Source organism: Photobacterium kishitanii, assembly GCF_003026355.1.
In the GTDB taxonomy this organism is placed as follows: Bacteria; Pseudomonadota; Gammaproteobacteria; order Enterobacterales; family Vibrionaceae; genus Photobacterium; species Photobacterium kishitanii.
Genome location: NZ_PYON01000012.1, coordinates 84153 through 96143 on the forward strand (window position 1 = coordinate 84153; position 11991 = coordinate 96143).

Here is an 11991-nt window from a genome sequence, read left to right on the forward strand (position 1 = left end):
CACTTACACCGCAGTTTACACTTTACCGCTTGATACTTGTTCCTGATGCTACGCATGAGGAATTATGTATGTCACTTATCACACTGTCACACCACACTGTTACGCCTATTGTGTTAACTATCGCAGGATCGGATAGTGGCGGCGGCGCTGGCATTCAAGCTGACATTAAAGCCATTTCAGCAACAGGCAGTTATGCTTGCTCGGTGATCACCGCTATTACCGCACAAAATACTCAAGGTGTTAACGGTATATTCGCGATTCCACTTGAGATGGTAGAACAACAGTTAGATGCTGTTTTTACGGATTTAAATGTTCAAGCTGTAAAAATTGGTATGCTCGCTGATAGTGAGATTATTCGGTTAGTTGCGGCTAAAATTCGTCATTATCAACCACAATTTTTAGTTATTGATCCGGTAATGGTTGCCACCAGCGGTGATGTATTATTACAACAACACGCTATAACTACGCTCAAAACTGAATTACTGCCATTAGCTGATATTATTACCCCTAACCTACCAGAAGCCGCTGCATTAACCGGTTTAGAAATCCCACAATCTATGGCTGATATGCAAGCAATGATTAGCGCATTGCGAGACATTAATCTTCATGCCGTGTTACTTAAAGGCGGACATTTAGAACAAAGTAGTGATAGCACTGATTTATTGATTTTAGCTAATAACGTTATCGAGCTAACAACCCCTCGTATTGACACCAACAATACTCATGGCACTGGTTGTACTCTGTCTGCGGCTATCGCCTCCTATTTAGCACAAGGCAATGATCTTACAACAGCAACTACCTTGGCTAAACGCTACATTACCGCAGCCATAACCGCCGCCGATGAACTCAATATTGGTCATGGTCACGGACCTGTTAATCACTTTTTTGCAGGCCATCATCATGTGCGCTGATCTGAACATCACCATAACTAATGGCAGCTTACGTTATTACTCAAATGGCAGCGCGACCGAAAATATCCCTGTAATTAAGGATCTTAATTTAACGATTGCTGCTAACAAATGGACATGCCTAGTGGGTAAAAGTGGTTGTGGAAAAAGCAGCTTAATTAAATTCTTAGCGGGATTATTAAACGAGACAACTGAATGGCAAGGTCAACTGACTATTTCAGATAATCAGCCTTTAACAGGGCGAGTCGCTTATATGGCTCAGCAGGATCTGTTATTGCCTTGGTTAACTGTACTCGAAAATGTATGTCTTAGTAGTAAGTTCGGCCACCATGCTTCGAACTCAAATCTACAACAACGGGCAATAACATTATTAGAGCACGTCGGCTTAGCAGATAAACAGCAGCTATTACCCCAACAGTTATCGGGCGGTATGCGTCAGCGCGTCGCACTTGCTAGAACATTATTGCAAGATCAACCGATTGTATTAATGGACGAGCCATTTTCAGCATTAGATGCTGTAACACGTTATCGCCTCCAAGATCTATTTGTTAAATTACTTAAAAATAAAACCGTTGTGCTTATCACCCACGATCCTCAAGAAGCAATCCGATTGAGTGATCACCTGTATATATTGCAAGGTCAACCCGCTTTTGCCACTGCATTGTCATTACCGCCGACATTACCACCACGGCGCTTTGATGCTGAATCTGCTAGCCACCAGCAACGTATTTTTGACATATTGGCACACGATCATGACTGATATTACTCGTTTAATCACCACCAAAGCAGCCCATAAGCAGTCACGTACAACCCATGACCTTGCCGCACCAATACGGTTACTAATCAGTATTAGTGTGCTACTAGGGCTATGGCAACTTACGGTCGTGGTGTTCAACTTACCCAGTTTTATTTTACCACCACCACTGGATGTGGCGCAGCGATTAGTTACGCGATACGACGTGTTACTTCGTAATACTTGGGTCACAGGGCAAGAGATCATTCTTGGACTCATTTTAGGTTTATCGCTAGGGCTATTTTTTGCCTTGCAAATGTTGTTATTTAAACCTGTTAAACGATGGTTATTACCATTACTAATTGCAAGCCAGGCCATTCCTGTGTTTGCCATCGCGCCAGTATTAATGCTGTGGTTAGGTTATGGCATTGGCTCCAAGGTCGTTATGGCAGCGTTAATTATCTTTTTTCCTGTTACCACTTGCTGCTATGACGGCTTACGTAATACACCAACTGGTTATCTTGAATTATCAACCACGATGGGCGCGACTAAGTGGCAACAGCTTAAATATATTCGCTTCCCTGCTGCCTTACCTGCACTGGCTTCCGGCATTCGAGTCGCAGTGGTTATCGCACCGATTGGTGCAGTCGCAGGTGAATGGGTCGGTGCCAGTCAAGGCTTAGGCTATTTAATGCTTCAAGCTAATGCACGAATGATGATTGATGAAATGTTCGCAGCACTGTTTATTTTGTCTTTGTTATCAATATCGCTGTATTACATCACAGACAGATTATTAAAACGCCTGCTCCCGTGGCAACCATAACGACACATTTAAATATAACTCCTCCCCTCATTTTGATACTTAATATTTAAAGGATTGATTGTGAAACGTATTTTTTTAATGACTACCATAATGTTGATACTATTTGGCCTCTCAATCAGCGCTGAAGCAAGCCCACAACCCCAGAAACTCACCAAGATAAGCCTGATGCTTGATTGGTTTGTAAACCCCAATCATGGGCCGATTATTATTGCTCAAGAACGCGGTTATTTTAAACAGCATGGCATCGAGGTTGATATTCAACAGCCTGCCGATCCGTCATTACCACCGAAATTAGTTGCCGCTAATAAAATCGATCTTGCTGTTTCTTATCAACCCAATTTAACTATTGATGTTGCTGCTGGTTTACCGTTAATTAAAACCGCTACTCTGATTGCAACCCCACTTAATACATTGATGGTATTAAAGAAAAGTGGCATCACTGATTTATCGCAATTGAAAGGAAAAACCATTGGGATTTCAATTGCAGGTAATGAAGATGCGACCATTGGCACTATGCTTGCAGCTCACGGAGTTAAATTAAGCGATGTTAAAATTGTTAATGTCGGTTGGGCACTCTCATCATCATTGGCTTCAGGTAAAGTGGATGCTATCTGGGGGGGACTGCGTAATTTTGAAACCAACCAATTAGCTTTAGAAGGTTATCCAACTATCTCGTTTTTTCCTGAAGAAAACGGTATCCCTAGTTATGATGAATTAATTTTTGTCGCCAATAGCAAACATTATAACCGTCAAGCTATCACGGCTTTTAATGCTGCTATCACCCAAGCAACCACTTATATCATTAATCACCCAGATGCAGCTTGGAAGCAATTCATTCAATACGCCCCTGACACCTTAGATAACACGCTTAACCATAAAGCATGGAATGACACTTTAAGCCGATTTGCTTTGCGCCCTGCGGCCGTTGATTTTAAACGTTACGATGATTACGCCCAATTCTTATTTAACCACCACGTTATAACCAAACTACCTCAAGCCAAAAATTACATTGGCAGCTTCTAAGGAGAGATTATCATGACATACCAAGATTTAATTGATGCTTGCCAACCACAATGGCAGACATATACCCACCATTCATTTGTGATGCAACTTGGTCAAGGTACACTGCCTCACACCTGTTTTATGCATTATTTAAAACAAGATTTTTTGTTCTTAAAACAATATGCACGTGCTTATGCGTTAGCTATTTATAAAGCCCGAACGCTAGCCGATATGCGTCGAGCACTGCCAAGTGTAGCCGCTTTACTTGATCACGAAATTGCACATCATGTTGATTATTGTGGTGCTTGGCACCTCACTGAACAAGATATGGAACAAGAAGCTGAAGATGTCGCTACTGTTGCTTATACACGTTATGTATTAGATGCAGGTATGCAAGGGGATATCGTCGATTTATATGTGGCTCTTGCGCCTTGTGCCATTGGTTATGCTGCAATTGGTAATATGTTAATCAATGATACTCAGACAGTGTTTGATACCAACCCTTATCGTAGCTGGATTGATCTTTATAGCGGTGAGAATTATCAGCAAGGTGTCGCTGCTGCAACGGTATATTTAAATAACCTATTAGCAGAAATCTCCGTTCATAGTCAACGTGGCCAACAATTGATTCAAACTTTTAAAGTAGCAACAGAAATGGAAATTGCATTCTGGCAACAAGGACTCAATGTTGGAGTAGTCGATAGTGAATAACTCATCAAACGCCACTGTTACTGATGTTTCTATTACCAATGATATTATTGCCGCATTGGCCTTAGTGAGAGAACAAAAACCATTAGTGGTCAATATTACTAATTTTGTCGTCATGAATACTACCGCCAACGCTTTGCTCGCCATTGGAGCTTCACCCATTATGGCGCATTCGCAGCAAGAAATGACAGAGATGATGCAAATTACAGGATCACTAGTGATCAATATCGGTACACTAGATAGTGTATGGATTGAAAGAATGTTATTTGCGGTAGAGCAAGCCAACGCGTACAACAAACCGATCATTTTAGATCCGGTCGGATGTGGTGCGAGTCTACTCCGCACTCAAACAGCACGTACCATTGCCGCTAACGCTAATAATTTGATTATTCGCGGTAATGCTTCAGAGATTATTGCTCTTGCTGGCGAAAACAGCCAAACCAAAGGTGTTGATGCTCTCGATAGCAGTGATACGGCATTAACCGCTGCGCACTATTTAGCGACACATTATCAAGCTAATGTGGTTATCTCTGGTGAAGTGGATTACGTTGTTAGCGCCACTCGCGTCATTAGCCTTAAAAACGGTCACCACATGATGCCATATATCACAGGAATGGGATGCTCACTAACCGCACTGACTGGCGCATTTGCTGCTGTCGGTGATAGTACCGGACTAGCTGCTACTGCTATATTAGCAATCGTTGGTGAAATAGCCGCGAAACACTCAGCAGGCCCTGCAACATTACAACTCAATATTCTCGATGGCTTATATCAGCTTAGTGCCGATCAAATACGTCAGCACCTTCGTATCGAAGTGGTATCATCATTATGAGTAATATCCACAACCCTTATTTATTGTATTTAGTCACCGATGATCAACAAAGCATCACGGCTTTAGAACGCGTGGTACGTGAAGCCGTTGCTGGCGGCGTAACTATGGTACAAGTGCGTGAGAAACACGGTGATGTACGCGAATTTATTCAACGCGCTCAAGCAATTAAAACCATTCTTCAGCAAATCTATACAGCAACAGGCCATCATATCCCATTGATCATTAATGATCGGGTTGATGTTGCCCTAGTCGTCAATGCCGATGGCGTTCATCTAGGACAAACGGATATGCCCGTCACCCTAGCACGAAAGTTATTGGGTAACGATAAACTGATCGGACTTTCAATTGAAACCGAGCAACAGCTATTAGATGCAGTCTCACTACCGATTGATTACATCGGGCTCAGTGCTATTTTTGCGACCACTACGAAAAACAATTTGCTGACATATTGGGGAATCGAAGGCTTACAGCACGCAGCAGCAATCAGCCGCTTTCCAATTGTAGCCATTGGCGGAATTAATCACTCTAATTTAACTGCAATAATGGAAGCGGGGGCTGACGGTGTTGCGATTGTGTCGGCAATAAGTCATGCCGAGGATCCTCGTCAAGCAACAAAAGAGATAGCAGCATTACTTAGCCCAAATTTACAATAATAAAAAATGGGCTGAAACTCTCAGCCCATTTTAAATTATCGATTCTGTTTTAGTGTTTACGTCTAAATAAACTTAAACCTAGCAGTGATAGCAAACCAAAGATTCCCCAAGAGCCACCAGAACTATTATGTGGTGGCGTAATATCATCATCAGCCTTGACACCATCACGATGTCTAACATTAACCTCTATCTGTTGCGTCGCATTATCAACAACCGCTTTTTTCGTTATCGAGCGTGCTAATGAAAGCGTAAACGTATAATGACCCGCTTTTAAACCATCAACATTAAACATAATTGTCTGAGCACCATTTTGTTTTAATTCGATGCTAGGTAGAGATATTTCAGGCGTTGGTGAGATTGCTATTGTCGCAATATCCCCTGCTTGTGCCGTTACTGGCAATGTATAAGGTACGGATAAGCGGCTACCATCAAGTAACATTTGCAGTGGCACCTCACCCGCTTGGTTATAACGGTATGCTAACGCCAAAATAGCAGGATCATGATCCGATGAGCGGTAAGCATCAGCACTGTATAATAAATCAACATTGGCGCCTTTATGCTCTTCGTTATAGTCAAATAACGTCGATTCCGCAGCATTGATATGCCAATCCGTTGCATCTAAAACGCGATCTTTAAGCGAAGGACTGACAAGAATATGATCAAGCGAACCAATTTCATCATTGTATGAATAACTATAACCAACGTGTGGTTTACCTTTACTCATCATGTCTACCGCATTGATGTAACCATAACTGTGGCTGATCACCCCACCTTCAGTGCCAAACTGAGGCTGTTCACCAATAAAGGTATCACGCGCAGCTTTAAGTGTTTTTCCTGTTGGATTATCCGTTAATACCAACAATGCATCTTCTTGGCCGTAAGAGTTTAAATCACCAACAATGACGCGATCTCCACCCCATTTTTCCATTTGCTTACCAATTTCGTAAGCCGCTGCTACTCGGAAGTTTTCACAAGAGCCTTGGAAATCTGGATCTTTGACTTTACCTTTGGCTGGATCGAAATTTTGCCATGTTTCCCAACCTTGCCAGTCTTCCCAACATGTAGAACCTTTTGATTTAAGATGATTAACACCAATAGTTAAACGTTTACCAGTATTATTAATAATGAACGAAGCAGCCAACATATCGCGTTGATAGTTTTTGCCGCTTTCACGCACTTTACCTTTACTATCAACTAATGGAACACCATTTTTATCCGCAACCACAGGCGCTTGCTGTGATGGCATCAATATTTGTTTTACTTGTTCAACAGAAACTCGAGCAGGACGGTAAAGCATACCCGAGGTGATCGCATCACCACCAAAGGTATCTAATTCATCAATGATCGTATCGCCGTTAGAATCAACCCCAATAAAGGCATAGCGGTTATCAATATGATCAGCTGTAGTGTGATCTGCTGAGTCTTCACGGTTATATTTTAAATTAACGCTGTTAACTAAACCTGAAATAGCCCCTGCACTACCATAGCCGTTATTTTCAATTTCCATTAACCCAAGAATATCAGCATCTAAACCATGAATAGCCGCGACAATTTTCGCTTGTTGCCGTTCAAATTCAGCTTCCGAGTCAGCGCCTCGATTTGATTGCTGTGGGTTTGCATCACCACCGAATGGTGAATTAAAGTAATTCAATACATTTAAAGTCGCTACACGTACATCAAAACTATGATGTTCAGTTTTATCGTTCACTATTGGTGTAGGCTGACGAGGTTGATGTTTAATAATGTTTTCAGCTGTAATTGTATTTTGAGTAATTAAACGAAAATTATTATATGAGTAGCTTAACACCCCTTCTAAACCAACAATAGCATCGTTAATACGCAGCGGATTATTCAGAGGATCAACGGCAAAGTCAGGATAAAAAGGGATCACACCATCAGCAGCTTTACTATCAGTTTCAACATATAGGCGACGGTCGTTATTGTCTTCAGCCTGCTGTTTCGCTTCCTTACTGCCAGCAACATAGTGTTGATTCGGTTGGAAATTTGGCCGTTCAAATGCCAGAACTAAATTATTACGGTAACCACTATAATCAAAACTGAACGTACGAGAAATTCGCATTGTTTGATCATCTTCTTGCTCTGGAACAATGTCAGTAGGCAAGCGAATCAACATACCTTCATGACGTTCTAGCGTTGCTTGAAAACTATGACCATCTTCAGCAATTTGAACGAGATCGGTTGCCGCAGGCTTTCCAGCATTGGGGTTAACGACTTCCCACAAATCATTGGTTGCGACCACTTTGGTCATACCGTAATCTTCTTCAATAAAACCACGAATACAAATTTCTTGACCAACAAGATCTGCATTTAACGGTTCATTGGTCTCAACAAATATGCCATTCGATGTGGTATCTACACCATCGTCATCAAATAGATAAAAGCCTTTCTCTAATCCAGTAGTCACAGCACTAACTACACCCGTTACCAGATATTCTGCATCACTCTTATATTTACCATCAGCAATAAGTGGCGAACGGTATGAACTCCCCTGAATCTCACCGATACGTTTTTGACTTATTCCCTTAGCATCGCGACAAGGTGTAATAGATGCAGATTTCGTGGCTAATATTTCTATCGCTTTATTATTTGAAGAGCCTTCAACATCTTTAGAAATAGATACATTATTAATACCCGCGTAACTCGATGAACTAATAGCAGCACTCACCGCTAACGCCAATAAAGAGAGTGATTTATTATTCATTATTATAATTCCCTTCAATTAAAAATATAGAGTTGCGTAAGTATCTTGAGCGGCTTTACCAATATTAGCTTCAAAGACTATAAAGGTTGAGACTGTCATCCTAGAACGTTCTTTATCCCACCAATAGTTATTAGTTTGGTCTTTATCTGAAACTAACGCGCCATAAGGATCAACCATTTGTTTGCCGTTAAATACTGTAATAATATCCATATTTTCTTCTTGTTTTATTAAAGAGACAGAATTTAGCTTGCACAGTAATTTAACCAATCAAAAACTCAATATTAAGAGTAAAGTTTTGTGACCTCAATTCCATATAGAGAACAAAACATTAAACAAATAATACTATTTTTATAATTTGGAATTAATGTAGGAGTTATTATTATTTTATGTCGATTTAATACGAGGAAGAAATGAAGATTAATATAGTTAATAACCAAAATGTATTAACTATATTTATTTTAATACGCTAATACAGTTTGATTTATAATTTTCTATTATTTTGTTATAGATGGTGATCGTGGCGGCATAGTTGCTCTTTCAATGCTGCACTCATATGACCCCATTTCAAACTCACGACAAATCCACGGTCTATTTTCGTAAATAGTGCATAGTAACGTATCGCGATCAACAGCAGCACACCAGCCATCGTCAAGACGTAGCATGACTTCACCACCCCATTCGTCAATATCAATGTACTCTTCAGGAACACCCGTATCGGTAATAATCATCACTTCTAAGCGGCAACAACATGCTTGGCAGGTGCTACAGGTCATACTTGGATCAGGTTCGGTGCTTATATTCGTTATATCAATGGTCATATCTATTATCGCCATGTTTTCTTAGACGCATAGTAACTCAAACCCACTCTAAAAACACTGACATCATTGTTATTGCTTATACAAGCACTATCCTATTCATAGTATAAATAGAAATATGATGACAATGTGTAAGCAATCATTCTCCCTTCACTCGTGTATATATAGATTTACGTCCATATACTATAAATCCATGCTATTGTAATCAAATCAATAACAAAAAATTAACCAAAAGGATGGTTATGCACGATATTACAACAATGACAATCACGGTTTTTATGGGGTTCTTTGCCATGATGAACCCTATTGCCAATACCGCCGTTTTTGTAGGAATGACAGGGAGTCAAACTCCTGAACAACGCAAAAAAACCGCATTTAAAGCCCTTACCGCTGCCTTTTTTATTATTGCTACCTTCTGTCTGTTAGGTAAAGGGATCTTTGAATTATTCAGTATTACCTTACCAGCGCTGCGACTTTCAGGTGGCATTTTAGTCTTTTTAGTCGGTTACCACATGTTACAAGGTGATAGCTCAAAAATGCACTCAGAATCTAAAAGCAGCGACGTTAGCGAAGAGAAAGACATCTCTATTTCGCCATTAGCGTTACCTATTTTAGCCGGCCCTGGTACTATCGCGACAGCAATGAACTACTCCGCATCCGGATCATTTCTACATACTATTATCACCATTGTTGCTTTTGCGACCTTGTGTTTAATTACCCTAGTGTGTTTTCTTTATGGCCCAAAGCTGGTTGATAAGGTCGGTGAGGCCGGAATTACAATTACTACCCGCCTAATGGGATTAATTTTAACGGTTATTGGCATGCAGATGTTAATTCAAGGTGTACATGATGCATTCATGCTATTTAACACGACAAGTTTAGCGAAATAATTCGCGATTATTTGCTCCTCGATGACAAGATAACAGCCTTAACCCTTCCTTTTTTAAGGTTGTTATCTTGCATTGGTTACATTTTCACCCTCGACATTTACAAACAAACCTCTGTATAATCCGCACCCTTTACATCTATCTCTGTTTTCGTGCATCTTCTTTTGGCTTTATTGTCAAAAAATCATCGAATAAAACTGCTAGGAATACCTCTTGATATCTACCGCAAACATTACAATGCAATTTGGCGCTGAGCCGTTATTTGAAAACATTTCAGCTAAGTTTGGCAACGGTAACCGTTATGGTCTTATTGGTGCTAATGGTTGCGGCAAATCAACCTTCATGAAAATCCTTAGTGGCACACTAGCCCCAAGCTCTGGCAACGTGTCTATTTCTCCTGGACAACGTTTAGGTACCCTAAGCCAAGACCAGTTTGCGTTTGAGCAATACACGGTTGTTGATGCGGTAATTATGGGTGATGCAGCGTTATGGAAAGTAAAACAAGAACGTGATCGTATTTATGCTCTGCCAGAAATGACAGAAGAAGACGGCATGGCTGTGGCTGAACTAGAAAGCGAATTCGCAGAAATGGATGGCTACAGTGCAGAAAGCCGTGCTGGGCAGTTACTGCTTGATGCTGGTATAGATGAAGAGCTTCACTATGGCTTAATGTCACAAGTAGCACCTGGTTGGAAATTACGTGTGCTATTAGCACAGGCTTTATTCTCTAACCCTGATATTTTGCTACTTGATGAACCAACCAACAACTTGGACATCCACACGATTAACTGGCTTGCTGGTGAGTTAAATCAGCGTAAATGTACCATGATCATTATTTCTCACGACCGTCACTTCTTGAACTCTGTATGTACTCACATGGCAGATATCGATTACGGCGAATTACGTATTTACCCTGGTAACTACGAAAAATTCATTGAGGCATCATCTCTGATTCAAGAACAATTATTATCAGAAAATGCTAAGAAAAGTGCTGAAATTAGTGAGTTACAAGACTTCGTAAACCGCTTTGGCGCTAATGCATCAAAAGCAAAACAAGCAAGTTCTCGCGCGAAAAAAATGGATAAAATCAAACTTGATGAAGTAAAGTCTTCAAGTCGATTAAAACCATCATTAAGTTTCAAGCCAGGTAAAGCGCTTTACCGCCAAGCACTGATTCTAGAAGAACTCGGTCATGGCTTTGATGGGGAAACATTATTTGAAGGCGGCGACTTAATTCTAGATGCTGGCTCTAAATTAGCGATCATCGGTGAAAACGGTGTTGGTAAAACCACCATGTTACGTTGTTTAGTTAATGAACTAAAACAAAACCACGGTGTGATTAAATGGTCTGAAAATGCATCAATCGGTTACTGTCCTCAAGATAGTTCAGCTGACTTTGATAACGATTTAGGTATCTTTGATTGGATTTCACAATGGCGTACTAAAGATCATGATGATCTAGCCGTACGTAGTATCTTAGGCCGTTTATTATTTACAGCTGACGATATCAATAAAAAAGTGAAGAACTGTTCTGGTGGTGAGAAAAACCGTTTAATCTTTGGCAAACTAATGATGCTAAATATTAACGTATTGGTAATGGATGAACCAACTAACCACATGGACATGGAAGCAATTGAAGCGTTAAACAACGCCCTAAAAGTATATGAAGGCACGTTGATTTTTGTAAGCCATGACCGCGAATTCGTATCATCATTAGCTACACGCATTATTGATATTCGTGAAAAGAAAGTGGTTAACTTCCACGGCACATTTGACGAATACATGTCAAACCTAGCCCTTGAAGGTAAAGTTGCTTAATACATGATACAAGTAGCAAGTTATCGCATTTGATATAACTTGCTACTTCACCATCTAAATATCTACCTTAACAGTGTCATTATAATCCAG

12 protein-coding genes are annotated in these 11991 nt (G+C 40.5%); 9 read left to right on the forward strand and 3 right to left on the reverse strand.

All coding sequences use genetic code 11. The features are described from left to right. Positions 1–68 precede the first annotated feature (68 nt). The 7 genes from thiD to thiE are packed head-to-tail and all read left to right on the forward strand — an operon-like array spanning position 69 to position 5659. Entirely contained in the window at positions 69–911 is an 843-nt protein-coding gene (gene thiD, locus C0W29_RS14450; protein WP_045044798.1) for a bifunctional hydroxymethylpyrimidine kinase/phosphomethylpyrimidine kinase, read from the forward strand. After that, on the forward strand, positions 901–1668 hold the full coding sequence (locus C0W29_RS14455) for an ABC transporter ATP-binding protein (protein WP_052671607.1): 768 nt from the start codon (positions 901–903) through the stop codon (positions 1666–1668). The genes thiD and C0W29_RS14455 overlap by 11 nt, the downstream gene beginning before the upstream one ends. Continuing rightward, positions 1661–2464, forward strand: a complete 804-nt coding sequence (locus C0W29_RS14460) for an ABC transporter permease (RefSeq protein WP_045044800.1) — start codon at positions 1661–1663, stop codon at positions 2462–2464. Before C0W29_RS14455 ends, C0W29_RS14460 begins: the two co-directional genes overlap by 8 nt. A gap of 60 nt (positions 2465–2524) precedes the next feature. Continuing rightward, positions 2525–3487 carry an ABC transporter substrate-binding protein gene (locus C0W29_RS14465; protein WP_373455517.1) on the forward strand — a complete coding sequence of 321 codons (963 nt, stop codon included), beginning with the start codon at positions 2525–2527 and terminating at the stop codon, positions 3485–3487. A 12-nt stretch (positions 3488–3499) separates the two neighbouring features. After that, the gene (gene tenA / locus C0W29_RS14470; RefSeq protein ID WP_045044801.1) at positions 3500–4177 is read left to right on the forward strand and encodes a thiaminase II; all 678 of its coding nucleotides are present in this window, start codon (positions 3500–3502) and stop codon (positions 4175–4177) included. Continuing rightward, the gene (thiM, locus tag C0W29_RS14475; protein ID WP_373455689.1) at positions 4167–5006 is read left to right on the forward strand and encodes a hydroxyethylthiazole kinase; all 840 of its coding nucleotides are present in this window, start codon (positions 4167–4169) and stop codon (positions 5004–5006) included. The genes tenA and thiM overlap by 11 nt, the downstream gene beginning before the upstream one ends. Further along, on the forward strand, positions 5003–5659 hold the full coding sequence (gene thiE, locus C0W29_RS14480; RefSeq protein WP_045044802.1) for a thiamine phosphate synthase: 657 nt from the start codon (positions 5003–5005) through the stop codon (positions 5657–5659). Before thiM ends, thiE begins: the two co-directional genes overlap by 4 nt. A gap of 49 nt (positions 5660–5708) precedes the next feature. Here thiE and C0W29_RS14485 read toward each other — a convergent pair whose 3' ends face one another. The 3 genes from C0W29_RS14485 to C0W29_RS14495 form a co-directional block, all read right to left on the reverse strand. Then, a complete protein-coding gene (locus C0W29_RS14485) occupies positions 5709–8381 on the reverse strand; it encodes an ExeM/NucH family extracellular endonuclease (RefSeq protein ID WP_052671608.1) in 2673 nt (890 codons plus the stop codon). 18 nt (positions 8382–8399) lie between these two features. Then, positions 8400–8591, reverse strand: coding sequence for a hypothetical protein (locus tag C0W29_RS14490; protein WP_045041376.1), 192 nt, complete (start codon positions 8589–8591; stop codon positions 8400–8402). Between the two features lie 284 nt (positions 8592–8875). Beyond that, on the reverse strand, positions 8876–9199 hold the full coding sequence (locus C0W29_RS14495; RefSeq protein WP_045041377.1) for a YkgJ family cysteine cluster protein: 324 nt from the start codon (positions 9197–9199) through the stop codon (positions 8876–8878). Between the two features lie 239 nt (positions 9200–9438). On the opposite strand from C0W29_RS14495, the gene C0W29_RS14500 reads away from it, so the two are divergent. Both C0W29_RS14500 and C0W29_RS14505 read left to right on the forward strand, forming a co-directional pair. After that, complete coding sequence (locus C0W29_RS14500; RefSeq protein WP_045044803.1) at positions 9439–10086, forward strand: MarC family protein; 648 nt, start codon at positions 9439–9441, stop codon at positions 10084–10086. A gap of 210 nt (positions 10087–10296) precedes the next feature. Then, a complete protein-coding gene (locus C0W29_RS14505) occupies positions 10297–11901 on the forward strand; it encodes an ABC-F family ATPase (protein WP_080888815.1) in 1605 nt (534 codons plus the stop codon). Positions 11902–11991 lie beyond the last annotated feature (90 nt).

Coding starts and splice junctions, on each gene's coding strand:
- thiE (WP_045044802.1), top strand. CDS start 5,003: ATGAGTAATATCCACAACCCTTATTTATTGTATTTAGTCACCGATGAT.
- C0W29_RS14490 (WP_045041376.1), bottom strand. CDS start 8,591: ATGGATATTATTACAGTATTTAACGGCAAACAAATGGTTGATCCTTAT.
- thiD (WP_045044798.1), top strand. CDS start 69: ATGTCACTTATCACACTGTCACACCACACTGTTACGCCTATTGTGTTA.
- C0W29_RS14485 (WP_052671608.1), bottom strand. CDS start 8,381: ATGAATAATAAATCACTCTCTTTATTGGCGTTAGCGGTGAGTGCTGCT.
- tenA (WP_045044801.1), top strand. CDS start 3,500: ATGACATACCAAGATTTAATTGATGCTTGCCAACCACAATGGCAGACA.
- C0W29_RS14460 (WP_045044800.1), top strand. CDS start 1,661: ATGACTGATATTACTCGTTTAATCACCACCAAAGCAGCCCATAAGCAG.
- C0W29_RS14495 (WP_045041377.1), bottom strand. CDS start 9,199: ATGACCATTGATATAACGAATATAAGCACCGAACCTGATCCAAGTATG.
- C0W29_RS14500 (WP_045044803.1), top strand. CDS start 9,439: ATGCACGATATTACAACAATGACAATCACGGTTTTTATGGGGTTCTTT.
- C0W29_RS14455 (WP_052671607.1), top strand. CDS start 901: ATGTGCGCTGATCTGAACATCACCATAACTAATGGCAGCTTACGTTAT.